The organism is Bifidobacterium sp. SO1, from assembly GCF_018555335.1.
Classification (GTDB): Bacteria; Actinomycetota; Actinomycetes; order Actinomycetales; family Bifidobacteriaceae; genus Bifidobacterium; species Bifidobacterium simiiventris.
Genome location: NZ_JAFEJR010000008.1, coordinates 29,469 through 53,270 on the forward strand (window position 1 = coordinate 29,469; position 23,802 = coordinate 53,270).

Genomic DNA, 23,802 nt, shown 5'->3' on the forward strand with positions numbered 1-23,802 from the left:
TTCACGTCCTTGAAAGGGGATTCGCAGATGAACGGGTTGACTCTTGCCTTGACGACTCCGGGTGGCGGAGGATCCTCCCCCACGGTCAGCCCGACCGTCTGCGAATCATTGGACTGTCTGCCCGTGATCCGCTGGGCCTCCTCTGCGGGTTCGATCACAAGCCGCAACGACGGGATTCTCGGCAACTACAATCCGTTCAGCTGGGTGAACAACATTCAGGCGAACCTGACCGGCATGCTCACGAACATGGGCAACGGCCTCTGGTCGGCCGCCGCATTCCTGTCGAACGGCGCGGACCCGCAGAAGGTGCTGAAGACCGCGGGGCCGATGGCGAACGATTTCGCGGGACGCATCTACAACATCCTGTTCGACACGCGCACCGCGATACCGTTCATCGCGATACCGATCCTTATAACGGTCGTGATCGGGCTGGTCGCCGCCTACGGCCGTCAGGGCTGGGCCGTCATGATGAAAAGGATCGGGGCGCTCTGCCTCGGACTGGGCATGGTATTCGCCATGGGCGCCACGTCGGCCGCTCATCCGAAGGACGCGTATCCGATGACCCCGTACTGGATGGTGTCCACCGTGCAGGACATCGTCTCCAAGGCGGGAAGCGGCATAGCCTCCTCGTTCACGCAGCAATTGGAGAACACGGGCACGATGGTCGCGAACGGGGATGATCCGAACCACATTTCCTGCCGCCGATACGTGAGCGTGCTGAACGCGACGGCCGCCGCCAACGGGAAGGATGCGCTCGCGGGTAGCGTGAACGTCATGTGGGAGGAGACCGGGCTGCGAATCTGGATGCGCAGCACGTACGGTCCCGGCTCGAATGCGAACAACGTGTTCTGCCGCGTCCTCGAATACCGGGCCGGAGCCTCCGCCCTAGACATGCGCGACATCACCTCGGCCGGAGCGGAGGGAGCGGGCTCATTCGCCGAGCAGGGCATCGCGTTCTGGCCGAGCCTGATGAGTCTGAAGACCACTCTGACCGGAGGCTCCACGAAGGACAATCCCGCCGACACGAACGATCAGATGCTTGACCGTTACGTCATGCTCTACAATGCGTGCGGTCTGGACGGGAAGGGAAACTGGTATGCGCGTCCGGGCTTCAAATTCCTGGGGGCGATCGAGGGGGGAGATCGAAAAAAGGCCGGATATGTGGATAGGCCGGATGGGAATGCGGCGAATCTGATCCCGGATTCCTGTCGTGCCGCATTCACGGGGAGTGACGGGCATGAGCATCCCGACGGGCCGGGCGACGTCGTGGACTATTATGCGGTGACCGGTTCCGGGGACAAGGCGGTTGTCGTGTCGGGCAATGGGAAGCCGAAATACGATTCGGATGGCAATCCCGATCCGACGACCGGTTCGAGGATCAACGGAAGCCGGTATGCGCAGCGTCAGGATGTCGCGAATCTGATCAAACTGTTCGACGTGGATACCGCGACCAGCGACTGGCAGCAGCTTGTCCAGAAGTACGGTGGCGGCACCTACCGGCAGCGCATGGATGCGATGCAGACGATCCTCCAGCAGCATGGGGAGGCCGGCAAGGGCGACATTCTTGCGGGCATCCTGTTCGTGCTTTCCGGTCTGGTCGCGCTCGTCGTATGGGGCCTGTGCTGTGGTCTGCTGAAGATTCTCGCCATGGCGGTCGCGAGCTTCCTTGCGGGCGGCGGCGTGTATCTGGGGTTCCTGATCCTCGCGTTCGCCCCAGACAAGGGGAAGAAGGCGGTCATGAACGCCTTCTGGCAGTGCTGCGCGTGGATCGCCGGACCGACCCTGGTCGCATTGTTCTCGAGCACGGGAGCCATGTTCGTCAACATGGGCATGAGCATGATGAACGTGATCGGCATGAACGGTGAGACAACCGGGGGGACCGTCACCCTGAGCCTTGCCACGCTCATTCTTCCCATCGCCTATCTGAAGCTCGTCCAGTACCTGTGCGTGAAGGTGTGGCGTATCGGCGATCCGCTGAGCCTGCCCGGTCTCGCCCAGCTGGCCGGTTTCGGCGGGGCGATGAAGACAGGTCTGAAAATGGCGGCCGGCGGCATCGCGGGCGGAGCGGCCGCCATGCTCGCCGGCGGCGGGATCGGCGCCGCGTTAAGCTCCGCCGGGCGCGCGATCGGCTCCGGCGGGCACATGGGCGTCATGCAGGCCGCATCCTCCGGCTGGAACGCGGGACAATGGGACTCCCACTACAACGGCGGCCGGAAGGGAGTCGGACGGGGCGGCGCTCCCCGGACCGGGGATCATCGGGAAAGCGACGCGGATCGCGCCGCGGGCCAGCCCGACCTGAAACCCGCCGTGAACGGCACGACAGGAGAACCCGCCGCGACCGGCGGAACGAGGAACGACGGGGGAACCGTGGAGACGGATCGGATCCCGAAAGCCCCCGTCATAACCGCATCCGCAGCGGCCGCGGCGGCCCGCGACGGGGATACGGCCGTCATGCCCGAAAACGCCGGCAACGCCCCCGCATCGGACACGCCGGAAAACGGGGGGAAGCCGTATCTGGACGGCGAAGGCAAACCGGTCGTCGACCAGGCGACCGGCCGGCCGTTCACGTTCACGCAGGGCGAGCTCAACCATGCGACCCGACGGAAACGCGGGCAACTGCGCAGGGAACTGTATGCGGGCGGGCTGCGCGGCCTGCGGCTGCAGAAGGAGCTGGACGGGCGCATGGATCCCGCCCACAACATCGGCATCTGGGATGACATCCGCCACGACGCGCAGAACCTCCACGACGCGAGCATCAAGGACTCCTACCGACGGGGCGAAACGGAAGGCTCCGGCGGATTCGGCCTCAACCCGGACCGGAACGACGCCCGGCCGGAACATCATCCGATCCGCCGGCCGGAATGGATGGACAGGACCATCACGCTCGCCAAGGACACGAGGGATGAGATCGCCGGGTCGCGAGTCGGCCAATTCGCCGGCCGCAACATGGACCGGGCCGGACAATGGGCGGCCGCGCATCCCAAGGCGGCGACCCTGATCGCCGGCGCGACGGCGCTCGCCGTCCCCGGCGCCGCCCCACTGGCGGTGGCCGCGGCGATCGGCGGCACGCGCACGGCAAGCGCGCTCCTCAACCCCGATTCGAAACTGTCCGCCGCCCTGAAGTCGGGCAGGGAGAAAGGCGGAAGACTGCGGGTCCGCGCATCGGATGCGGCCGGCACGACGGCGGCGGGCGTGAAGGACGGTCTTCTGCCCGTCGCGCATCGGATCGGGGAAATCCGCGGGGCCCGTGAGCGCGCGGGCGAACAGAAGCGTCTTGTCAATCGCGTGTCCACTGGGCATATGGCCGCCACCGGCCTGCCCTCATTCACGCCCGCGGCCAGACCCGCCCGATCCAGCGAAACGCCGGTCCGGACGAATGAAAGGATCAGAATCCGCACGGTGAAGCCGAAAAGCGTGGACACGCCGCTCACCCGGCTCCCCCTGAACCCGAAGCCGTACGATGCGGAGCACGGCATCTACCGGCCCGTCGCGGGACCGGCGGACGGCCCGCAGATCGAGACTTCCATGGCGATCCGCAGGGCCGGCAGCCGCGACTGGAAACCGGAGGACATGGGGGAGAACGCCTCCACGCTCCCGGACGAGAAGACGATGAGCGGAATGGATGCCGCCTACGGGAACATCACACCGCCTAGCCGGGAGCCGAAGGGAGCGGGATCCGATACGCATAGGGGTGCGGCATGATGATCATTCCCGACACGAGCCCGTACATGCTTTCCGATCCGACGGTCATGCGCGCGAACCGGAGCACGATCGCCCACGCCCTCGACTGTCCGGAGGATGCGCCGTGGCTGCACGCGCTCCCCATGCTCCCCCTGCCCGTCATCGAACCGATGGGCGCCTACGCGGAGACGGATCGGACGCTCGCCCTGTTCCTCCTCCCGTACCCGTACCTGCCCGACGACATCTGGATGCGCCGCCCCCATGAACCGTACGGCGCGTACATGCTCCGCATCACCATAGCCATGGACGCGCTCGGACTGTTGGACGCGACCGACGGCGGCGTCTGGTTCAGACCGGTCGACGACGCTCCCGCGACCGCGGATGAGGCGAACGCGTATGCGGCCGCCCACGACGGGATCGCGGACGACAGCCGGTACCGGGGGATCCGTGACCGGCTGGAGGCGCGCATGGACGGGATCTGGCCGGCCGGCTATCCGATCGACGAGCAGATGGGGTTCTCGCGCACGCTCATCGGCCCCCTCATGGCAGGGTGCGCGGTGCTCGCCGCCCAGCGGGCGCTCGCGCTGCTCGCATCCGACGATCCGGATTTGAAGACGCGCAGCCTGCCCGTGCTGAAGGCCGCGCAGGAGGAGTACGGGCCCCTGTTCTCCGACGCGCATGATCCGAACGGGGTCCGCCAATGGATGCTCGCCAATCGGGACAAGGCGATCCTCATGGGCCGCATGCTCGCCGACGCGGGACTGGAAGCCGATGATCTGGCCGACGTGATCGGATCGGTGATCGCATGAGCCGGGAGAATGACGACAGGAACCGTGAACGATTCGCGGAGGATACCGGCAAATGGTCCGTCTGGGCGGCTTTGGCCGCGATCGGCTGCTTCCTGCTCATCCCCCTCTGGGATCTGATCGGATGGCTCCTGTCATGAAACGCGTGTGGGGGATGATCCGCCATGCGTACGACACGTACCGGATGCTCCGGTGGACGCTCTGGATCGCGGGCGTGCTCGCGGGAATCGCGGGAGTGACGGGGGCGGCGCTCATGGGATACGCGAACCGGATCCGTGCCGGACTGTACCGTGACGCGCCCGAATACGCGGCCGACACGCGCATCGACCCCCTTCACATGACCTCCATCCTGTCCGGAATCAATCCGGCCGCATGGTGGGGGAGCATCATCGGAGACGGCCGGCTTCCGCTCGTCATCGGCATTCCTCTTCTGCTGATCCTGCTCCGCCTGCTCACGCTCATCCCCCTGGGACGGCCGGACAATCCGTATGATCGGGATCCTCGACGCCTCTTCTCGGATGCGGATGAGACGTGGATCCGCGACTGCGCGCGGGGGCGCTGCGAGCATCGGAGTCTGCTGGGCCTGTGGCGCTGCCGCGCATCCTACGCGCATGGGGATGAGATGCATCATGATCATCATTACCCGTGGTCGAAGGGCGGGGCGACCGGACGGCATAATCTCGTGCTCCTGTGCAAAAAACACAATCTCAAAAAGAGCGACCGGCTGCCACGCTTCTGTGAGACATGGCTCCTCTACCGTGCGAGACTCCGTTACTTCCCGGCCCGCTGGCGCGCCTACGCGTGGCCCGACGGCAAGGCCGTGGAAGGGGATGCGCATAGCGGGAATCCCGTCGGACCGGATCCGGACATTCCCATGGATGACGGGTTCGACGACGACTATTACGACGACGAGCTGATCATGGAGGCGGACGAATGAGCGTGGACAGGCTGAACCGATCCCATCGGGCGAAGGGGCTGCCGCAGGGCGTGGCGGGCACCTACGAGACCACCGCGAAAGGGTTCACGGCGGACGCGGATCTCACGCCCCCCGCCTACGCGCGGCCGAAACGCCGGACGCGCACATTGGAGGATGACGCGCGAGCCTACGACTACAAGGATGAGATGGAGCGGCTCGCCGCCGCCGGCGACGTGAAGGATGCGGAGCGGATGGCGCGCGCCGCGGGCGCGTTCGTCAAAGGCGACAGTCTCCCGTATCTGGACGGCGTGAGCGCCGCCTACTGGGACGGGCGCACATTGAACACGATCGACTTCCACGGGTACGAGGTCGACATGCGCGAAGGCTTCGACCCGGCAAGCATCACCATCCCCGACTGACATTCCGGCGTGCCGCGGACGCATACATGATCATGCGCGGGTTGGCGTTAGACGACGGGGAGTGGCCCCATCGCACGCCTCCGCCTAAGTGGAAGGAAGCCTATCATGGCCGACTACATCATGACCGCATCGGGAACCCTCGATTTCGCGAACAGCCTCTTCCAGTCCAAGGATCGGATCAACGCGAACGGGGAGAAGGTCGAGAACTTCTCCTGCTACGTGCTGATCGACAAGGACACGCCGGAAGGCCAGGAGGAGGCGAAGAGCATCGCCAAGGCCATCCAGGATGCGATCGTCGCCGGAACCCAGCCGTCCGGGAACTACGCCGCCCCGCTCGCCGGACTGAACCCGGAGGACAAGACGCAGGTGTCCCGTCTCCGTCTCCCGCTCAAGGACGGTGACACGGACGTGTTCAAGATGGGCGATCACGAGGGTGAGAAGCGCTGCGACGTGTACCCGGAGTTCAAGGGCAAATGGTTCATCAACCTTGGGGCCGGCTCGCATCACATGCTCGCCGAGGGGCTGATCCGCAAGATCGTCGACGGGAAGATGGTGCCCGCCGTGCAGAACGACGTGTACTCGGGCAACAAGGTGCGTGCCAACATCTGGTTCACCGCATACAACGCGCAGGGCAACAAGGGAGTGAAGGCGCGTCTCAACGCGCTCCTGATCACCGAACCGGGCGAACCGCTCTATGAGCGTCGCGACAATGATCCGTTCGCCGGCTTCGGCCTGCCCGAATCCGGCACGGAGTCGAATGACCCGTTCTCCGGCATGGGCATCTAAGCCGGAGGGCGCAGGACCATTACCTGGGCGGTGGAACCGGGGGATCAAACCCGATTCCACCGCCCCGTGACGCATCCCGCGGATGCATAATTAGGAAGCGAGAGAGAGGATCGGAACGAATCAAGGAGAAACGGATTACCACATGACTTTGACCCCGTATGAGGATTACGATGACGCGCTGCACGTCCACGTATTGTGGGACAGCGCGAAGCATATGCCCGACATGCCGCGCGGAGAGTACGAACGCCGCTGCGCCCGATTGGCGGCGCTCATGCCCGCGGGCATCCGACCCATGGTCGAGCATCGGCTGATCGCGGACGCGGATCATGCGGGCGACATGGCCAGCCCCTATGATGCGGGGCAGCTGCACATGTGGGAGCTGTACCGCATCGAAGCCCGAGGCTCGAACGCGATGATCGCCGGTATGGACGCGTGGGTCGGCGACGACGGGATCCCCGCGATCATCGCGGCCCCGGATGAGGATCTCGCGATGCCTGCCGGGGAGGCCGCGAAGACCGGCTGGCCGGCATTGCGCGTGTGGGTGCGCGGGGATGAGGATCCGCTCCCGTACCGGATGCTGCTCATCCGCCCCTGACCCGTCCCATGGGGCGCGGAGGATTCGAAGATGATCCCCGCGCCCCTTCCCTTGCCGGAAAGGTGGACTTTTCGTTGATCCGCCCGGGGGCTCCCGCATAGCCGACGGGATATGAAACGTCTGCTCTCCATGTCGGGGATCTCGCTCATGATCCTCCCCATGCTCATGATCCTCCTCCTGTTCACCGCCGTCCCCGCCCAGCAGACCGGCAACGTCACCCCGGTCGCATCCGGATCATCATCCTCGGCCGCCTGCGACACCGACACGGATGATGATCCGGATACGACCGGCGGCGCGCCGATGAACACGGTCGAGGCGTGGACGAAGCGATTCGGCGACATCGCGTTCAAGACCGGTAGGGAATACGGGATACCCTATGAGGCGATCCTGGGACAGAGCGCATGGGAGAGCGCATGGGGGGCCGCCGCCCCCTACCACAATTACTTCGGGATCAAAGGCTCCGACGGGGCGACGACCGGCACCACCGAATGCGATGCATCCGGATGCCATGCGACGGTCGCGACCTGGAAGAGGTTCGACAGCGACGAGGACGGATTCGACGGGTACGGGAGGCTCATCACCACATCCGGCTACTACGACAAGGCGCTGGCCTACCCGGGGAACCCGTACGAATACCTGAAGGCGATCAGGGCGGCCGGCTATGCGACGGCCCCCGACTACGTGGACAAGGTGTGGTCCATCACCCGTTCGTTCATCACCTACATCCGGGACAACGACCTGTATCCGCCGAGCAGCAGCGTCACGCCCGACCGAAAGCCGTCGGACACGGCCGCGGGGGACGCGGATTCCGGATCGTCGACAACCACCGTATCCTGCAATGCATCCTCCTCCTCATCGTCGGTGGTGGCCGGCAAGGTGGGCGGCGCGCCGGAAGGCGGCGAGAAGGGGCGTCGGGACTTCGGATGGCTCTGCTCCACGGACGCGAAGGTGTGCAAGGATGGGGACTTCGGCCCGTTTCCCTCATTTGCCTCCGGCGGCCGCTACCAGTGCTACTGGTATGCGCTCGTCCGCCTCTGGGTCATCCACGATCACGACGTGAGCAACTGGGGGACCGCCGTCGCAGGCCAGATACCCGGCAGGCTCGCCTCCGACCCGGAATACACGGTCGACTCCACCCCGCATCCGGGCGACGGCGTAGCCCAGTACGAGGGCGCTCTGGGCGGCGACGACAAGAGCGGGCACGTCGCCGTCGTCGAGGAGGTGAAGAAGGATGCGGACGGGTGGAGGATCCGCATCAGCGAAGGCAATTACGGTACCGACGGATCCGGCCCGTGGAACGGGTACAACACGCGCTGGCTCGCCCAGGCCCAGTTCAAGGGGGCGGGAAGCGTGTTCTTCCGCAAGAACAGCTGGAAGAACTAATCGCAGTAGCCGGGGTTCTGACAGCCGCCGCCGACCGACGCCATGGGGATGTCCGACCAGAGGCTCCAGTCGACCTTCCCGTCCAGATCGGCCTGCGTGGCCGGCCCCTTCAGTATCCGTCCCATGCCGTCGTGATGCAGGTTCATGTCGTACGCGCCCTTGACGGGGATCGCCATCCGTTCGCCCGAACCGACGCCTTCGGGCATGCTTCGATCCCACTCGCGGAGCCACGGATCGATCCACCACGGGTCCGCGTTCCCGTGTTCGATGCGTATCGCCTTCCCGTTTTTCATGGTGATCAGGTCGCGGATCTCGTAGTCCTTCCAGGCGGGGGTGATCGCATGCCAGTCGCCGGCCGCGAACGTGTCGTCGTCCTGCAGGAGAACGGCGCGCACCGTGCCGGTGACGAGGATCCGATCCCCCTGCCTGACGGCGGCGGGGCCGTCCGTCCATTTCGCCCCGTACGACCACGCCTCATGGGCGAGCCATTGGCGCGCGGAGGGAATGCCGGAGCAGGTCATGGAGTCGGGATTGTCGCGGCAGATCGGACTGGGAGCGTCCGGCCCGTGGTCCTCACTGAGAAGCGCGGGGGAGGCGAGATTCTTTATCGGGTTCGTCTCCGGTATTGTGCCTTTGATTTTCTGGAGCATGTCCGCGGCGTTGAGTCCCTTGAGGGTGGCGGGTCGGATGGTCGGGTCCGTTCCCCAGTCGCGCATCGCATGCTCCAACGTCTCGGCCCGGCGCAGATCCGCGGCCGTGACCGTCGTTTCGGGAGCGGTGGCGGGCTTTCGCATGCTCTGCGATGATCTGCCCGCGTTCGTCGAATCGGGGCTTGTGGGCGCTGTCTTCGGCGTGCAGGCGGTGAGCGCGAGAACAAGGGCGAGTGCGAGCGCGGCGGCCGGAAGGAGACGTTTCATGCGGGCCGTCTATGCGCCCGAATGGTGGGCGTCGGCATGCCCGTATAGGGCCTCCACTTTACTCCAGCCGTGGTTCGCCGGGTACGTCGGGAGGCGTCGGAGGACGATTCGGAAGCCCTGCCGACTTGCCGTCGTCCGATCGGGATCGTCCGCGTCCGGTGGGGCGCGATGGATGCGGATTCCGTCTCCGGTATGCATTCACGCGTGTCGTAGGAACGAGCCTAATGCATACCTTCGGAAGCCGAAAAACGTTGGAATCAAGCCGTTTTTCGATACCCCCTAAAGGTGTAGGAACCGTAGGAACCTACTTTCCGCTTTTACTCTCTCTTACCGATCCGGCTCTTACCCTTTAAAGTACGTTCCTACGGTTCCTACGCGATTTTCGATGCCTGGGAACGTTGCAATTCCGCCAATCTGAGAGTCGAAAGGTATGCATTGGGAATGTTCCTACGAATGCATACCGGCGGCGGTCGCCCGGCAGGGGGGATGGTCGCCGTCGACGATCGGCGATGACGTCTTCGACATGGAGCCGCGATTTCGGCCGAAAACGCCCCTGTGCGCGCCTTTCGGCCGGGACGCGATAAACATATGCCGGTTGCGCGGCTTCGCCCGCGACAGGGGCGGCTGCGCGGCGGAGTGGGCATGGATGCCTTCGGCGGCTCCCATGCGCCTCGAGAAGAGACGGGCGATGCGCGATATGTTCCGACGGGGCGACCTTCCGAGGCGATCGGGGAGGCGTTTCGGGGGCGGGCAATCGGTCTTCGGTATGCATTTACGCGTGTCGTAGGAACGAGCCTAATGCATACCTTCAGGAGCCGAGAATCGTTGGAATCAAGCCATTCTTCGATACCCCCGAAAACCGTAGGAACCGTAGGAACCTACTTTTGGCTTTTACTCTCTCTTATGGATTCCCTCTTACCCTTTAAAGCACGTTCCTACGGTTCCTACGCGATTTTCATGGCTTGAGAACGTTGGAATTCCGCCACTTTTGAGAGCAAAAGGTATGCATTGGGAATGTTCCTACACATGCATACCGGCGTATACGGGGCGCTCCGGCACGAAGGGGCAGGCCTTGCTCAGACGGTCATCCGAAAAACCGATGGGCGGGATTGCGCGACGGGACGAAGGGCTCGATCCGATCCCGTTGCGGACGGGAGGGGATGGCGGCGCTGTCGATCGCCATCCATGATGAAGGTCAGGATCTCATCCAGTTTCAGGCTTCGGTATGCATTTACGCGTGTCGTAGGAACGGGCCTAATGCATACCTTCCGGAGCCGAAAAACGTTGGAATCAAGCCGTTTTAAGACACCCCTAAAAACCGTAGGAACCGTAGGAACCTACTTTTGGCTTTTACTCTCTTTTATCTATCTCCCTCTTACCCTTTAAAGTACGTTCCTACGGTTCCTACGCGATTTTCGGGTCGTCAGAACGTTGGAATTCCGCCAGTCTCAGAGTCGAAAGGTATGCATTAGGCATGTTCCTACACATGCATACCGGCGCATACGGGGCCGGACGTCCGAGACGGCCGCGATCGACGGCGATGACACACTTCGACGCGACGCCGCGATCCCGTCCGAAAACGCCCCTGTACGCGCCTTTCGACCGAAACGTGATAAACGGTGCCGGCTGCGCGGCTTCGCCCGCGACAGGGGCGTTTGCACGGCGGGATGGGACGTGGATGCCTTTCGGCGGCCCGCTTGCACCGCGCGAGGCGGCGGATGATGCCTGATGCGCTCCGACGGGGCGGCTTTCCCGGTGCGGTTCATCGGAGCGGGAAAGCCGCGCTCCGGTATGCATTCACGCGTGTCGTAGGAACGGGCCTAATGCATACCATCGGGAGCCTAAGATCGTTGGAATCAAGCCGTTCTTCGATACCCCCGAAACCCGTAGGAACCGTAGGAACCTACTTTCCGCTTTTCTCTCTTTCTTATGGATTCCCCTTACCTTTAAGAAGTACGTTCCTACGGTTCCTACGGCATTTTCGGGTCGCAGGATCGTTGCGATTCCGCCATTCCCGAAGCCGAAAGGTATGCATTAGGCCCGTTCCTACGGATGCATGCCGGCGCATATCGGGCGGTCATGGAGGGGATCTCATGGCACGCACGGTCGGAGTCCGCGGATGTCTTCGACGACCCATATTCCTTCGGGGAATGACCTGCCGGACGGATTGCGATCGGAATCCGACGAACGCTCCCATTCATGGTCGGGGCCGTGACGGGATGGCATCGCGAGCGTAATCCGTGGGGGAGCCGCCCCCGATCCGTCTCCGGTATGCATTCACGCGTGCCGTAGGAACGAGCCCAATGCATACCAATGAGAACCTAAGAACGTTGGAATCAAGCCGTTTTCAGACACCCCTTAAAGGCGTAGGAACCGTAGGAACCTACTTTCCGCTTTTACTCTCTCTTACCGATCCGGCTCTTACCCTTTAAAGTACGTTCCTACGGTTCCTACGCGATTTTCGATGCCTGAGAACGTTGATATTCCGCCGGTCTTGGAGTCGAAAGGTATGCATTAGGCCCGTTCCTACGAATGCATACGCGCGCATGCCGGCCGGAGGGGGGAGGGGATCCCGATGCCCTCCCCGCGGGCACGTCGGCGCGAAGGAGTCCGATCCCCGCGCCGGCGTGCGTCCGCGCATGCCGCATGCACGCCGGCGCGCATGCCTTCCGGAGTCGGGAATCGTTGGAATCAGGCCATTCCCGAACATCTTCCAAAGGCGTGGGAGCCTGCCTTCGGCCTTCGATCCCATCCATCCGATTCCCCCGTACCCCCTAAAGCACGTCCCTACGGCTCCCGACGCGGTTTCGGCCGTCCGAAAACGTTGGAGTTCCGCCGGTCTCCGGTCTGCGCGGCATGCATTGGGCATGTTCCCGCGAATGCATGCCGCGCGGACCGGAGACCGGCGCCGGCGGCCGCCCCGACGCATGCCGCAGCGCATGAATCCTCTCATCGACACGGACGACATCCGCCTCTACAACACGGACGCGCGCCGCCTCCCCGACATCATCCCGCCCGCAACCGCGGACGCGATCGTCACCGACCCGCCATACGAGCTCGCCCTGGGAACCAGCGGCAGGGTCAGCCGATGGGACTCCACCGGCATCGCCTTCGACCCCGAATTCTGGCACGCCATGCTCACCCCCATGAAGCCCGGCGCGCACGCGCTCGTATTCGGCAGCCCCCGCACCTGGCATCGTCTCGCATGCGCCATGGAGGACGCCGGCTGGCATATCCAAGGGCAGATCTGCTGGCTGTACGCATCCGGCATGCCCAAGGGCGAATGGGGAGACCACGCCGTCGACAAGGCATTGGGCCATACGGACGACAGGACGCCGATCCCACGCGACAACCCCACGCTCCGGCGCGCCGCCATGCACGACCGGCCCTACACGGCGAAAACCCGCGAAGCCCGCGAATGGGCCGGATGGAACCCCACACTGAAGCCCGCATGGGAGCCGATCCTCATCTGCCGGAAGCCCCGCGAGAACACGCTCGGCCGGACGCTCCTCGACCACGGGACCGGAGCATTCCACGTCGCCGCCTGCACGCTCGACGCGGACATGACCCAACTGCGCGACCGTTACCGGCTCAACGCCAACCCGAACCGGGGACCCCGCGACGGCTCCACCTACCGGGGCGGAGGCACGGGCCGGCCATTGGAGCCGCGACTGGACGGACGCTACCCGTCCGACGTGATCCTCGACCCCCGGCTCACGGATATTCTCCCCGCCGGCACGCCGCCCTTCTACTACAGTCCGAAGGCCACCGGCGACGAACGGCCCATCATCCGCGACATGCCCCTCATGCGCCCCATCCGACGAGACGACGAATGGGAGAAGACGTGCGAGCGCCTCGGACTCGACCCGGACGCCGACCCGATCCCCCTCACGCTCCTCGACCCGGATGCGCGCGCACTGTGCGAGCCGGCGGGGAGCATGACCGTAGCCCATCCGACCGTCAAGCCATTGGATCTGATCCGCCGGCTCGTCCGGCTCGCCGTCCATACCGGGGGACTCGTACTGGAGCCGTTCGCCGGATCCGGCACCACCCTGGACGCGTGCCGGATCGAAGGCATGCGATGCGCCGCGACGGAGCTTGACCCCCTGTACGCGCCGCTCATCCGCCTCCGGCTCGACCATCCCGTCCAACGCACCCTGTTCTGACGCATGCGAGCCGACGCGCCCCCGCACGAGGGCGGGGACAGGCTCATCGAAAGGAAGACGAATATGGGAGAATACACCGACTGGTTCAAGCAGGATTACGGGACGATCACCACAAGCCGCACGCTGACGGACCCGGATGACAGGATCGTCATCCGCGAATGGCTGTCGCGTCTGCGCGACACCGGCGACCCGGTCGAGGGCATGAACGAGCTCACCGCGGCGCGTCTCGCCGGCGCGTTGAAGACCACGCACGGCCGGGACATGATCGTCGCCAGCCTGTTGGACAGCACGCTCGACGCGGATGCGCTCGCCCGCGTCATGAACGATGACGAGCCGATCCCCGAAGGCTACGGATTCTACGACGGGCTGCGCGGCAGCGACATGATGCGCCTCACCTCCGCGCGCAACACCGACCGGCATCGTCTCGAGAACGCGGACAGGGTATGCTCCGCGCTCGCCGGCATCGACCCATCCTGCCGGGCGGAGGCGTTGGGCGTCATGCTGCTCATCGCATGGCTCGCCGGAGCCACAGACCGTGCGCGCGCGATCCTCGGCAAGGCTCCCGCGAGCGTGTTCACCGCCGTCATCGGCGGCGCGCTCATGATGGAGTCCCGCGAAGCGGCCGCGGTCTGACAGCCGGGACGGGGGTAGGGAAAACGGGGGTGGATGATTCCTTGGAATCGTCCACCCCCGTTCCCGTCATTCCGGACGCGTTCGGACGGTCAGCCGCGTCCGGGGAAAATGAGGCCCCAGACCAGTCCGACAAGGAACGCGAGCATGCGGACGGCCAGCATGCCCAGTCGGACGATCGCGAACACGAGCACGAAGCCCAACAGGAACCAGCCCATCGGAACCACCTCCATCCCGGAATCGAAAGGATGTTACGCCCCGCTCATGCGTCCGCATCCTCCCGCCATGTCCTCTCCCAACGGGCGACCGAATCCGCGTTGATCCCGTATCTTTCTTCGAACACGCGCATGTCGTAGCCGCGCGAACGGCCCAATAGCCACGCCCGGTAGAGCGCATCATCCGGCACCTGCCGGACGGACGGATCCACGGAGGCGAGCTGTTCGACCGACGGTCCGGTCGCACGCAGATGCGCCGACGACTCCACGTCGCGCCGATGCCCGTCGTCATTGTCGCGGATCAGATCATCGAACCCGATCCCGTCGCCGGTGAGGATGCTCATGCCGCGCGACAGCATCCGTTCGAAGTCCTCACGCCCGTTGACCGGATTCCCGTTCCCGTCCAGGCGGGGCGGTCGCCCCTCGTGTTCGGGGCGGGCGCTGCGCCCATCCGAGTAGAGGAGCCCGTACCCGTAGGATTTGCCTGCACGGGTCTTCTCCAGGATGAAATCCGACATCGTGTCATCCCACAGCCGGTCGCGGACCGTCCGGGACGGGAGCCGCCCCTGATGGTCGCGGGACCATTCCCTGCAGCGATCCCTGTACCGGGCGCCCACGCGCATCCGATGCGCGCTGATCCGCCACGGCTCCTTCGCGAGGATCCTTTCCACTCGCACCGGCTGGCCGGCCGCATACTGGACGAGCTTCGGGGAGTATGATTTGGTCGCATTGTCCATGCATGAGCGTCTCAGGCTGAGGAGACGCTCATGCACCAGCATTTCGGCGACTTCAAGGCATTTCGCCTCGCTGGGGAACCAGGATCTCAACCCCCGGTAGACCGGCCCGTAATGGCGGCGCCCGTCCTCCTCCCAGCAGACTGCATGCGCGCGGATCCGCATCTCCTCCTCCGGGGTGCATACCGGCTCATTCCGGTAGTCGTATTCGTTGCCGTTCTCGTCCCTGCCGGGTTTGGAGGCGCGGAGGAAGAACTCGTCCCACATCGCATCCGGATGTTCGCGTCGCCACTGTTCGAGGGCGCGCACATCCTTCTTGTGTCCGAGCTTCGCGTCGATGCTTCCCGGCTCCGCGATGACGGTCCCGTCCGGCATGATGCGCGCCTCCGGGAAGGCGCTCTTCAGTCTCCGGATGGCCGTCGCGTCCGTCCGGTCGATGAATGCGGGAGGCGTGATGTCCGCATCCGTGTTCGCGTTCGCATCAGGCTCGTACTGTCCGCCGTCCGGTCTGCCTTTCGACACGTGGCTCCGATTGTTCCTATCCATGACCATGAGACATGGCTATGCGAAAAATCGAAGCGGACGCATACCATGAAATCGGCAAATGATGAAAGGCGGATGACCATGACCGGACTCGAATACACGCCGCGCACGCTTGAAACCGGGAAGACCCGCGAACTATGGGAGCGGGCACTGCCGCCAAAGGAGAACATTCTCTACCCGAAGGATCTCGATGATCTGCTCCGCCGCTGGAAGACGATCGCCCGGAATCGGGGACTGACCGAAGCCGAACTGTCGGACATGACCGGATTGGATGAAAGCATAATCCGCACGGCCATGACGACCGGGAAGGCGACCGTGACAGAGGCCATGCGCATCACGGAGGCATTGGGATATTCGCTGAAGAGAATCCCGTATGGGCTGAAAGGAAACTGATCCCCCGAACGGAACCGATTGGAACCCCCTGCCGACGCATGCCCGATCGTATGGATCTCATCCCATACGTACTGACATTCGTCGGCATCCCCATCATGCTCATTCACCTGCACCGGACGGAGACGAGAAGATGGAGGCGCTTCCGTGACATGCTGCGTCGGATCATGGAACGGGAGGGTCTTCCAATGATGGGGTCGGATACCATGGGCCGTCATGACGGAAAGGATCCTGACCCTGATCTCATTCGCATCGCAGCGGATGCTGGCGCGACGCGAACTATCGAAGGTGACCGTGGAAAGCCACGAATGGCAGGGGATTCTTCTCATCGAGGTGACCGGACTCGCGCAATACGCGGTCGACGCCCCCATGCTCGGCGAGGAGCACGTCACGGTCGACATTCCCACGGGAGAGGATGACGACCGGTATCTGAAACAGGCGGCATTGGAGGATACGCTGGATCGTCTGGCCGATCTTCTCATCGTCTTCTGCGGTGAAATGCTGGAATCCCCGGACGAGCATCGGGAGCTGCGTCCGGCCATTCGTCTGCTGCTGTCCACATTCGAATACGTGGATGCGCTGTCCGAAGACGAGGGGAGTCTCGAACATGCGGGGGAGCGTAGACGTCGGGTGCATGGAGCGTTCGACGCGATGGAGGATCGGTATAAGGCGTTCCGGACGGCCTTCGAGACGCTGGCGGGGGATGCCGCCCAAATGTTCACCGTATTCGCCGTGGTCATCGTCATGATCCCGGACCGGTGGATGGTCGCGATCCCGCTGATGCTATTGGATCTTGGGATCATCGCGGAAAAGAACGGAAGCCACTGGCGCATCCATCGATGGCTTGGAAAACGGTTCGGCCGCATCCATCCCCGGCATCGCCGATAGGCGAGGGGAAGCGTTTTCTTCGGAGCATATGATCCGGCATGATCGTGCAATCGCATGCGGCCTCCCGCCGCGTGGCATCGACCCACAGTGCGGAACGGGAGCGTTTCGTTTGGACGGAAATGCTGCTCCTGCTCCGCTTCCCGATGCGCGACGGCACATGGATGCATCTCCGACAGGTCGCATGGGATCAATGGATCGCCGTACGCGAAGCGGATCGGCATGTGAGCGGACACGTTCGCCGAAATAATGGGATGTTCCGTTGGGAGACCGTCGACGATCGGGGGTCAGCGTACAGTCTGACCGAAGCCGGACAGGCCATCACCGATCCGTCCTAAGCCGATGCAGACGATCGGAAAGATCCGACAGGCCTTCGAACGGCCGCCGCGAACCGTACAATCGGATCGTCTCGTCAAAGGATGAAACGGCATCCCGTATCGTCATCCTGTTCCCATCCGTCATCGGATACCGTCCGGCCGTGCGCGCCACCCGTCGCAGCATGCCGCCCAGCCGCCGATACCGGAGCAGCGCCAGCCGGGGATGCGCGGAACAGTGAATGCGTTCGACGATCAGTGCGAGCAGATCCCCGGCATACCGGATCATGCATGCGCGGACGAACAGACTAGACGATCCCGTCGCGGGATCGTATTCGAAAACCGGGGCGGATGCGGGGGCGTGTTTCGACCGCATCAAGTCGATGATCCGATCCTCCTCCGGCGATCCCTCGATGATGCGCGCGGACAGTCCCGTCCAATGGCAGACGACATACGTCACGGAACCATCCCCGGAAGCCCTTCTGCGCGCCGTCACCGGCTCCGCGAACAGGCCGGAAGCATCCACCCGCTTCCATGATCGGTCGAAATAGCGTGCCGGAATGCCGATCAGCGGTCCCGTGTCCTTGAGAAACGGCATCACCCTTAACGTCGAACCATCATGCATGAACCATGACGATAATCCATCCGGCGGGCGGACGGGCGGATGGCAATCGGATGACGGACGATCAACCGCCGCTGACAGGCGGTCGGCCAGCATGCCGAACAATAACCATGCGAAACGCCACGCCCAGACATGATTCCCCGTCAGCAGCTCATATGACAGCATGCACGCCACGATGATCACGCCCCGTCGGGACGGGAACAGCAGACCCAGGAAAAACCAGACCAGGACGACGATCAAACCCATGACGGACGGCATGCGTCGAAAAGCGAAAATCGATCCCCGCCCATTCCCGCCCCGTCCTCCACCGGAGACACCCGGGAACGTTCGACCGCATACAACCACGTCATGAACATGTTCGGCAGTCTCATGCGGAAAATGCTGGGAAGACGACGCGGCGGCGGAGACGATCATTCCGAATTCCGGGAGTACGTCTACGCAATGGACGGCGATCCGTCGCATATCCGGGATTTCTACGATCTTCTTGCCCGAAACCCGAACCGGGGATTCTCCCTCAGATGCGGCAGACGGACGCCCTGCGAGGTCAGGGTCAGAACACCCCGGAAACGAGAGGACGTTGATGTCCTGCTCCAATCGGCCGCCCAGGAGACCGGATTGACGATCCGTCCCGTCTGACGCATGCGCTCGCACATGAGCGAACAACAGCAGGATAATGGTCTCATCGGCAGCCTGTTCACCGGCTACGGCGGCCTCGACATGGGCGTTAACATGGCATTGGGCGGCGGCATGCGCGTCGCCTACACGTCGGACATCGAACCCGGCCCCACCGCCATAGAACGGTATCACGCGCACGGCGACGACTGCCCCAATCTCGGCGACATCACCAGGCTCGACAAGGACAATCTGCCCTACACGGACGTGATCTGCGGCGGATCACCCTGCTTCCCCGCGGGAAGCCTCGTGCTCACCGACCATGGGTTCATGCCCATCGAACACGTCAAAGTAGGTGACAGGGTGCTCACCCATAAGGGCAACTGGAAGCCAGTCACTGACATTGGCTCCCACATTGGGGACACGATCATCCTCCGCGGGCAGGGCACGCCCGGCATCGAATGCACGCCGAATACCTTGTTTCTGACCTGTGGGGCGTCAAGACAATGGAGTCCTCGCAAAAACGGATATGAACGAATCCAGACGGATTTCAAATGGGTTCCGGTTAATGATTTGATCGGTCGATGGATTTGCAACGTAGCCTCAGTTCCACCATTAAGCATCCCCGAGTTCCAATACCCCAATGCGGTCGTCAGGCGAATACGGATGGATACGGCGTTCTTCTATTTCGTCGGTCGTTTCCTCGGTGACGGATGGTTGAGCATCGTGCACATGAAGAACGGGAAGGGCGATAGCTGTCGAGTCCATATCTGCGATTCCTTTGACAAGGAGCGGGAGATGATCGACCATTTCAACGAAACCGATCTCCATTTTTACAAGAGCTATACGGCGACGACCGTCAAATTCACCTGCTACTCCATGGCTTTATACCGATGGCTGTACGAGAATTTCGGAAAAGGCGCCAAGGGGAAGCGCATCCCCTCCTGGGTTTTCGGAATGCGAAAGGAATGGCGGGATGCCCTAATCCGAGGATATCGGGATTCCGACGGATCAAAAACGAAAAACGGCTGGACTGCCTTATCCGTCAGCGAGAATCTCATATTGGGAATGAAAACACTGATGCTAATGGAAGGCAAAGGCGTATCCCTTAGTTCGTATCAGGCGCATCGCGCCCATTATCTTCGAGGCGGATTGGTCAAGGATTCCAGAACCTATAATCTTGCCATCTTCGATCATTCGAAACTGGGATTCATCCGACCGGATTCCTTCTGGGGAAGAGTCAGACGAGCCGAAGAAGGACGAAAAGGCGAAAGGCTGTACGGTCTTCGCGTCGAAGATGATTGTTCCTATACCGTGGATGGGATTGCCGTCTCTGGTCTCTGACGCATGCGTTGAAGCATGCAGGAACGATATAAGACGGCATCATTGTTCTCCGGATACCTCGGATTGGATTTGGGACTGGTCGGGGCGATAGGCGAGGGCGAACTGGTCGGCTGGTCCGACATCGAACCGGGGCCGATCGCCCTTTGTGCAACGCATGCGCCGAACGCCATTCCGATGGGCGATATCACGAAAATCGATTGGACGAAATACCGGGATGTGGAGGTGCTTTCCGGGGGGTTTTGTTGTCAATCCCTTAGCGTGGCCGGGTTCAGGGCCGGCTTGAAGAAAGGCACCCGAAGCGGATTGTGGCTGGAATATGCGAAAGGCATTGGCATCATCCGCCCATCCCTGATCGTCGCCGAAAACGTCAGCGGTTTGTTGAGCGGCATCAGCGTATCCAAGGAAGACGAAAAGCGGGATAAGGAAAGATCTCGTCTTTTATCATCGAATGGATTCTGCGCCTGCAAGGAACCGGACATGAAACTGGACGGAGCCTTTCACAGACCGGATCCTGACAAGGAAAGCTCACTGCCACTCGCCTCCGCCTATCGTGACTGGGTGAAATCCCGTCATATCGATGTGTCGAATATTCGCTGCCGGTCGTGCGGAATGCTCGTATATGAGATGAAAGCCGGCGGAGCGCTCGCGGATGATGAAAGGCTTGACGCTCGCTTCACGGAGCCGACGATTCGCGCGCTTGGCAGGGTGTTGGGCGATCTCGCGAATCTTGGCTATGATGCGGTCTGGCGTGGTCTTGAAGCATCCTCCGTGGGGGCGCCTCATCGGCGGCTGCGTCTGTTCGTGACCGCCTGGCCGCATGACCCGGGCACGGCCCGCATGCCGGCGAACGCGCGTCTGAAGCGGCTCGCGTCCCTGCCGCCGATCCGCCCGCATGGCCGTGCGTGGGCCGTGTGGGATGAGGCGCGGGATGTGTGGATGCTCCCGGACATGGATCTGTTCGGGGAGGGCAGCGTGTTCATGGATTCGTGGCCGAAGAACGGGATCATGGCGGCCGGGAGGGTTTATCATGTGCCGGCATCATGGCTGGGGGAGGCCGGTGCGCCGTCGGGCATGCCGGCGACGCCGACGGCCAGTGATCCGGATCATGAGGGGCCGAACCAGCGGTATGGGGCCGGCAATCCGAGCCTCGCGGGGTGCATCGCGGATACGGATCTGCTGTACACGCCGAAGGCCACGGATGGCGTGTTCGATTCTCCGATGTGTTCCGGCCGGCCGGTGAGCCGTTCCACGTATCTGAGCACGCAGACGCTTCTGTTGGATGCGCCGGGGCGTATGAGCGTGGAGGATGAGGAGCGGCGCGACCGGCATCAGAGCGAGAAGAGAACGCGCATGCTGCCCACGCCCGGCAGTCAGATGAGCGAACACGGCGGAAGCGTCGACCCCGACGTGAGACGCGCCAACAAGCACATGGTCAACCTCACCGACGAAATCGACAAGGGACATGAGATCAGCCTCATGGCGACCCCCAGCGCCCTCTACGATTCCACGAAGGCCTGCAACAACGGGATTGCCCGACGGGAGAAGGGACGACAACTGGGACTGTCCGACCAGATGCTCATGCTCGGCGAAGACGATCGCACGGATCGGTGAATGCCGTCATCCCGCTTATGCTTCGGAAAGGAATCTGCCTACCTGTTTCAGTCTGATTCCTTTCCGATGCCGGATCAGTCCGAATGGTGCGGAACGCCAGGACAGGATGAGTCTTTTCGGCAGACGATCATCCAACGGCTCCAGTCGCGGGGGCGCATCCTTGATCCAGAAGTCATCCGAATCCTCACCGACATGAAGCATGGTCTCCCAACGGCCTCCGGAGTCGATGCGCGGCGTGAACGTCGAATCAAGGCAGGAATCGGGTTTCAGACGCACATCCAGCATCGCGCCCAGTCCCGCATTCTCCAGTCGGAGGATGTATTTTCGTTCGGTCGTCACATCGGAGACATCTTCCGAAACCCGTATTCGAGGCAATGCTTTGTTTCCGCCGATCGACACGAGAAGGGCGATGATCGAAACGGCAAGGGAGACGAGACTGATCCACTCGCTGAAGGTCATGGGACGCATATCCTCCGACATGATCGCAATGGTTTGCTCCGTACTCGCACTGATCGTATCCGTCGCGAGCCTCACGCTTTCCATCCGTCTCGAAATACGGGGAGGAGGAAAGGATGATCCCTCTGTCGAATCATCCCAGGGAGAGTGCTCGATCGTATCGTTCATGATCGAGGGGGATGCGGATCGTCTGATCCGGGTTCTTCGGACCCGACGATCCAGATACGTCGTCTACCGGGTGGTCTGCGAGAAACCCTGTCTGATCGTCGCCGGGAGTCGTCTTTCCGGAGCGGAGGTGAAACTCGGGCTGGAACGGCTGGCAACCCAATACGAATGCGGCCCCGTCCATTATCTCAACGAATGGTCGGAAGGGGAGTGGGATGCGTGTTGACGACGAATGGGGTGACCGGGCGAGACGAATGCTCGCCATCCGTCCGGCCGGCGGACCAGCCTTCGACGGGAACGGGAATCTGACCGCCGACGATCCGGGGAATCCATTGGCGATGTCGTATGGGCGTCGTTTTACGACGAGCATGATATTCCGTTCGCCCGTCGCCCGTTGGTCGGTCTGCTTGCCGATGATGCGCGGCTGCGCGGAATCGGATTAGACATCGGGGATCGTTTCATCGGCACGCCCGGTCCGATATCGGATGCGCTCCGGGAATGGGTGTCCGAACATGCGGGTCGGAACGGGTAGCGGCCGGTCTTACGCCGTCATGCGCGGATTCATCATCCTTTCCATATCCTCGCCGAGCCGCAGGAACTCATCCATGTCCCGATGCCGTCTTTCGCATTGCCTGATATACGAGTCGATATCCGATCGGCTGAAACGAAGCGGGTGCAAGGATGACGGGCGAAGCAATCCGGATTCGGCCAGTCCGATCACGCTTGACGGGCGGATTCCGAGCAGATCAGCCGTCTCATCTACCACTACAACATCGATGGGATGATCATTCGGATTCATTCGTCATCCCTATGGTCGTTGCGTTGCAGGGCTCGTCGCATCATCTCATTCAAGTCCATGTTTCCGTCGACGAAGCATCGCATGTCCTCGGCGAATTCGGCGGACACGCAGGCTCCGTCCATTTCGGCGTTGTGCACGGCCTCTTCGATTGCGCGTCTGCGATCCATCGGATACTCCTTCCGTTCAGCTTATGCGTCCGTATCTTCGATCATGCTCCGTCTTCCCCGATATGAATATCGGACTCCATCCGGAAGACGAAGATCGGCATGCGGAAAGGAAGTCTCGCATAGAAAACGGCATGATGTTTCGTTTCCCGTTCATGCGATACCACCGGAACATTCGACGTGCGATCGTATCCGATGCCCCGTCCGCGAATCTTGGCGATGAGGTCGTGTTCCGCATGCTCCACTACTCGCACGGGGACAAATGGGAGGGGGCGAGGATTCTGCTCACCCAGCTGTACCACTCCCTGGAGAACATGGATTTCGCCGACGAGAGGGATCGTCGCATGCTCCATGAATGGGAGAAAGGCATCAGCCTGATGCTGGACAAGTCGGAGCGGACGGGGATCATGAACCCGCAAAGGCTTCTTCGCATGGTCAAAGACGACACGGAACCGCGTATTCGTTCCTGAACAGAAGCCAGTTCCCGCCGTACCGTGCCGCGAGCATGTCGATCGCATACAGAAGCCGCGCGGTCAGAATCTCCCGCCTCTGACGCTTGTCCGCATCCCCGCCGATCATCGCCGCCCCCCAGATCGTAGGACAGTCGCCTCACATGCCCGGCCATGGCGTGATCCGTCCCATCCAGTTC

Annotated in this window: 24 protein-coding genes; 17 read left to right on the top strand and 7 right to left on the bottom strand. The window is 62.8% G+C overall.

Going from position 1 to position 23,802, the window contains the following annotated elements; translation table 11 throughout:
- The first annotated feature begins 27 nt into the window (after nt 1-27).
- The 8 genes from JS541_RS07970 (at nt 28) to JS541_RS14795 (ending at nt 8,586) form a co-directional block, all read left to right on the top strand.
- Entirely contained in the window at nt 28-3,702 is a 3,675-nt protein-coding gene (locus JS541_RS07970; RefSeq protein ID WP_214373932.1) for a hypothetical protein, read from the top strand.
- Nucleotides 3,699-4,490 (top strand): hypothetical protein, encoded by a 792-nt coding sequence (locus JS541_RS07975; protein WP_214373933.1) that lies wholly within the window; start codon nt 3,699-3,701, stop codon nt 4,488-4,490. Before JS541_RS07970 ends, JS541_RS07975 begins: the two co-directional genes overlap by 4 nt.
- Complete coding sequence (locus JS541_RS07980; RefSeq protein WP_214373934.1) at nt 4,487-4,627, top strand: hypothetical protein; 141 nt, start codon at nt 4,487-4,489, stop codon at nt 4,625-4,627. The genes JS541_RS07975 and JS541_RS07980 overlap by 4 nt, the downstream gene beginning before the upstream one ends.
- On the top strand, nt 4,612-5,424 hold the full coding sequence (locus tag JS541_RS07985) for an HNH endonuclease signature motif containing protein (protein WP_240539287.1): 813 nt from the start codon (nt 4,612-4,614) through the stop codon (nt 5,422-5,424). Before JS541_RS07980 ends, JS541_RS07985 begins: the two co-directional genes overlap by 16 nt.
- A complete protein-coding gene (locus JS541_RS07990) occupies nt 5,421-5,822 on the top strand; it encodes a hypothetical protein (protein WP_214374016.1) in 402 nt (133 codons plus the stop codon). Before JS541_RS07985 ends, JS541_RS07990 begins: the two co-directional genes overlap by 4 nt.
- A 105-nt stretch (nt 5,823-5,927) precedes the next feature.
- Nucleotides 5,928-6,608, top strand: coding sequence for an ssDNA-binding protein (locus tag JS541_RS07995; RefSeq protein WP_214373935.1), 681 nt, complete (start codon nt 5,928-5,930; stop codon nt 6,606-6,608).
- 142 nt (nt 6,609-6,750) lie between these two features.
- A complete protein-coding gene (locus tag JS541_RS08000) occupies nt 6,751-7,203 on the top strand; it encodes a hypothetical protein (protein ID WP_214373936.1) in 453 nt (150 codons plus the stop codon).
- A gap of 111 nt (nt 7,204-7,314) precedes the next feature.
- Nucleotides 7,315-8,586: a glucosaminidase domain-containing protein gene (locus JS541_RS14795; protein ID WP_240539288.1), complete on the top strand. Its 1,272-nt coding sequence runs from the start codon at nt 7,315-7,317 to the stop codon at nt 8,584-8,586.
- On the opposite strand, the gene JS541_RS08010 is transcribed toward JS541_RS14795, so the two are convergent.
- Nucleotides 8,583-9,503, bottom strand: coding sequence for a hypothetical protein (locus JS541_RS08010; RefSeq protein ID WP_214373937.1), 921 nt, complete (start codon nt 9,501-9,503; stop codon nt 8,583-8,585). The genes JS541_RS14795 and JS541_RS08010 overlap by 4 nt on opposite strands.
- Before the next feature lie 2,939 nt (nt 9,504-12,442).
- On the opposite strand from JS541_RS08010, the gene JS541_RS08015 reads away from it, so the two are divergent.
- Together JS541_RS08015 and JS541_RS08020 are read left to right on the top strand one after the other, a co-directional pair.
- Nucleotides 12,443-13,669 (top strand): DNA methyltransferase, encoded by a 1,227-nt coding sequence (locus tag JS541_RS08015; RefSeq protein ID WP_214373938.1) that lies wholly within the window; start codon nt 12,443-12,445, stop codon nt 13,667-13,669.
- Nucleotides 13,670-13,732: 63 nt separating this feature from the next.
- Nucleotides 13,733-14,302, top strand: coding sequence for a hypothetical protein (locus JS541_RS08020; protein WP_214373939.1), 570 nt, complete (start codon nt 13,733-13,735; stop codon nt 14,300-14,302).
- A gap of 89 nt (nt 14,303-14,391) precedes the next feature.
- Here the strand turns inward: JS541_RS08020 and JS541_RS15005 are convergent, their stop codons facing one another.
- Complete coding sequence (locus JS541_RS15005) at nt 14,392-14,517, bottom strand: hypothetical protein (protein WP_276310684.1); 126 nt, start codon at nt 14,515-14,517, stop codon at nt 14,392-14,394.
- Between the two features lie 44 nt (nt 14,518-14,561).
- Nucleotides 14,562-15,770: a hypothetical protein gene (locus tag JS541_RS08025; protein WP_214373940.1), complete on the bottom strand. Its 1,209-nt coding sequence runs from the start codon at nt 15,768-15,770 to the stop codon at nt 14,562-14,564.
- Between the two features lie 102 nt (nt 15,771-15,872).
- Here JS541_RS08025 and JS541_RS08030 point away from each other — a divergent pair, with 102 nt between their 5' ends.
- From JS541_RS08030 to JS541_RS08040, 3 genes are all read left to right on the top strand, one after another.
- Nucleotides 15,873-16,184 carry a hypothetical protein gene (locus JS541_RS08030; RefSeq protein WP_214373941.1) on the top strand — a complete coding sequence of 104 codons (312 nt, stop codon included), beginning with the start codon at nt 15,873-15,875 and terminating at the stop codon, nt 16,182-16,184.
- A 213-nt stretch (nt 16,185-16,397) separates the two neighbouring features.
- On the top strand, nt 16,398-17,069 hold the full coding sequence (locus JS541_RS08035) for a hypothetical protein (RefSeq protein ID WP_214373942.1): 672 nt from the start codon (nt 16,398-16,400) through the stop codon (nt 17,067-17,069).
- Between the two features lie 38 nt (nt 17,070-17,107).
- On the top strand, nt 17,108-17,404 hold the full coding sequence (locus JS541_RS08040; protein ID WP_214373943.1) for a hypothetical protein: 297 nt from the start codon (nt 17,108-17,110) through the stop codon (nt 17,402-17,404).
- Here JS541_RS08040 and JS541_RS08045 read toward each other — a convergent pair.
- Nucleotides 17,388-18,248 carry a hypothetical protein gene (locus tag JS541_RS08045; RefSeq protein ID WP_214373944.1) on the bottom strand — a complete coding sequence of 287 codons (861 nt, stop codon included), beginning with the start codon at nt 18,246-18,248 and terminating at the stop codon, nt 17,388-17,390. The two genes, JS541_RS08040 and JS541_RS08045, sit on opposite strands and share 17 nt — an antisense overlap.
- Nucleotides 18,249-18,653: 405 nt before the next feature.
- On the opposite strand from JS541_RS08045, the gene JS541_RS08050 reads away from it, so the two are divergent.
- Nucleotides 18,654-19,958 (top strand): Hint domain-containing protein, encoded by a 1,305-nt coding sequence (locus JS541_RS08050; protein WP_214373945.1) that lies wholly within the window; start codon nt 18,654-18,656, stop codon nt 19,956-19,958.
- Between the two features lie 245 nt (nt 19,959-20,203).
- On the opposite strand, the gene JS541_RS14800 is transcribed toward JS541_RS08050, so the two are convergent.
- Nucleotides 20,204-20,437, bottom strand: coding sequence for a hypothetical protein (locus tag JS541_RS14800; protein WP_240539289.1), 234 nt, complete (start codon nt 20,435-20,437; stop codon nt 20,204-20,206).
- On the opposite strand from JS541_RS14800, the gene JS541_RS08055 reads away from it, so the two are divergent.
- Complete coding sequence (locus JS541_RS08055; protein ID WP_240539290.1) at nt 20,436-21,569, top strand: hypothetical protein; 1,134 nt, start codon at nt 20,436-20,438, stop codon at nt 21,567-21,569. The genes JS541_RS14800 and JS541_RS08055 overlap by 2 nt on opposite strands.
- Before the next feature lie 15 nt (nt 21,570-21,584).
- Here JS541_RS08055 and JS541_RS08060 read toward each other — a convergent pair whose 3' ends face one another.
- Nucleotides 21,585-22,193 (bottom strand): hypothetical protein, encoded by a 609-nt coding sequence (locus tag JS541_RS08060; RefSeq protein ID WP_214373947.1) that lies wholly within the window; start codon nt 22,191-22,193, stop codon nt 21,585-21,587.
- A gap of 212 nt (nt 22,194-22,405) precedes the next feature.
- Between JS541_RS08060 and JS541_RS08065 the strand changes: the two genes are divergently transcribed.
- Nucleotides 22,406-22,633, top strand: coding sequence for a hypothetical protein (locus JS541_RS08065; protein ID WP_214373948.1), 228 nt, complete (start codon nt 22,406-22,408; stop codon nt 22,631-22,633).
- 352 nt (nt 22,634-22,985) lie between these two features.
- On the opposite strand, the gene JS541_RS08075 is transcribed toward JS541_RS08065, so the two are convergent.
- Complete coding sequence (locus JS541_RS08075) at nt 22,986-23,156, bottom strand: antitoxin VbhA family protein (protein ID WP_214373950.1); 171 nt, start codon at nt 23,154-23,156, stop codon at nt 22,986-22,988.
- A 131-nt stretch (nt 23,157-23,287) separates the two neighbouring features.
- Here JS541_RS08075 and JS541_RS08080 point away from each other — a divergent pair, with 131 nt between their 5' ends.
- Entirely contained in the window at nt 23,288-23,623 is a 336-nt protein-coding gene (locus tag JS541_RS08080) for a hypothetical protein (protein WP_214373951.1), read from the top strand.
- The last annotated feature ends 179 nt before the right edge of the window (nt 23,624-23,802 follow it).

What these genes read in the sequence shown, in the direction of transcription:
- JS541_RS08045 (WP_214373944.1), bottom strand. Translation starts at nt 18,248, where the DNA reads ATGGGTTTGATCGTCGTCCTGGTCTGGTTTTTCCTGGGTCTGCTGTTC.
- JS541_RS15005 (WP_276310684.1), bottom strand. Translation starts at nt 14,517, where the DNA reads ATGGGCTGGTTCCTGTTGGGCTTCGTGCTCGTGTTCGCGATCGTCCGA.
- JS541_RS07980 (WP_214373934.1), top strand. Translation starts at nt 4,487, where the DNA reads ATGAGCCGGGAGAATGACGACAGGAACCGTGAACGATTCGCGGAGGAT.
- JS541_RS08020 (WP_214373939.1), top strand. Translation starts at nt 13,733, where the DNA reads ATGGGAGAATACACCGACTGGTTCAAGCAGGATTACGGGACGATCACC.
- JS541_RS07975 (WP_214373933.1), top strand. Translation starts at nt 3,699, where the DNA reads ATGATGATCATTCCCGACACGAGCCCGTACATGCTTTCCGATCCGACG.
- JS541_RS08040 (WP_214373943.1), top strand. Translation starts at nt 17,108, where the DNA reads ATGATCGTGCAATCGCATGCGGCCTCCCGCCGCGTGGCATCGACCCAC.
- JS541_RS08055 (WP_240539290.1), top strand. Translation starts at nt 20,436, where the DNA reads ATGAAACTGGACGGAGCCTTTCACAGACCGGATCCTGACAAGGAAAGC.
- JS541_RS07985 (WP_240539287.1), top strand. Translation starts at nt 4,612, where the DNA reads ATGGCTCCTGTCATGAAACGCGTGTGGGGGATGATCCGCCATGCGTAC.
- JS541_RS08015 (WP_214373938.1), top strand. Translation starts at nt 12,443, where the DNA reads ATGAATCCTCTCATCGACACGGACGACATCCGCCTCTACAACACGGAC.
- JS541_RS08035 (WP_214373942.1), top strand. Translation starts at nt 16,398, where the DNA reads ATGACGGAAAGGATCCTGACCCTGATCTCATTCGCATCGCAGCGGATG.
- JS541_RS08050 (WP_214373945.1), top strand. Translation starts at nt 18,654, where the DNA reads ATGAGCGAACAACAGCAGGATAATGGTCTCATCGGCAGCCTGTTCACC.
- JS541_RS14800 (WP_240539289.1), bottom strand. Translation starts at nt 20,437, where the DNA reads ATGTCCGGTTCCTTGCAGGCGCAGAATCCATTCGATGATAAAAGACGA.
- JS541_RS08010 (WP_214373937.1), bottom strand. Translation starts at nt 9,503, where the DNA reads ATGAAACGTCTCCTTCCGGCCGCCGCGCTCGCACTCGCCCTTGTTCTC.
- JS541_RS08000 (WP_214373936.1), top strand. Translation starts at nt 6,751, where the DNA reads ATGACTTTGACCCCGTATGAGGATTACGATGACGCGCTGCACGTCCAC.
- JS541_RS08030 (WP_214373941.1), top strand. Translation starts at nt 15,873, where the DNA reads ATGACCGGACTCGAATACACGCCGCGCACGCTTGAAACCGGGAAGACC.
- JS541_RS08065 (WP_214373948.1), top strand. Translation starts at nt 22,406, where the DNA reads ATGCGTGTTGACGACGAATGGGGTGACCGGGCGAGACGAATGCTCGCC.
- JS541_RS08060 (WP_214373947.1), bottom strand. Translation starts at nt 22,193, where the DNA reads ATGAACGATACGATCGAGCACTCTCCCTGGGATGATTCGACAGAGGGA.
- JS541_RS08075 (WP_214373950.1), bottom strand. Translation starts at nt 23,156, where the DNA reads ATGGATCGCAGACGCGCAATCGAAGAGGCCGTGCACAACGCCGAAATG.
- JS541_RS14795 (WP_240539288.1), top strand. Translation starts at nt 7,315, where the DNA reads ATGAAACGTCTGCTCTCCATGTCGGGGATCTCGCTCATGATCCTCCCC.
- JS541_RS07995 (WP_214373935.1), top strand. Translation starts at nt 5,928, where the DNA reads ATGGCCGACTACATCATGACCGCATCGGGAACCCTCGATTTCGCGAAC.
- JS541_RS08080 (WP_214373951.1), top strand. Translation starts at nt 23,288, where the DNA reads ATGATGTTTCGTTTCCCGTTCATGCGATACCACCGGAACATTCGACGT.
- JS541_RS07990 (WP_214374016.1), top strand. Translation starts at nt 5,421, where the DNA reads ATGAGCGTGGACAGGCTGAACCGATCCCATCGGGCGAAGGGGCTGCCG.
- JS541_RS07970 (WP_214373932.1), top strand. Translation starts at nt 28, where the DNA reads ATGAACGGGTTGACTCTTGCCTTGACGACTCCGGGTGGCGGAGGATCC.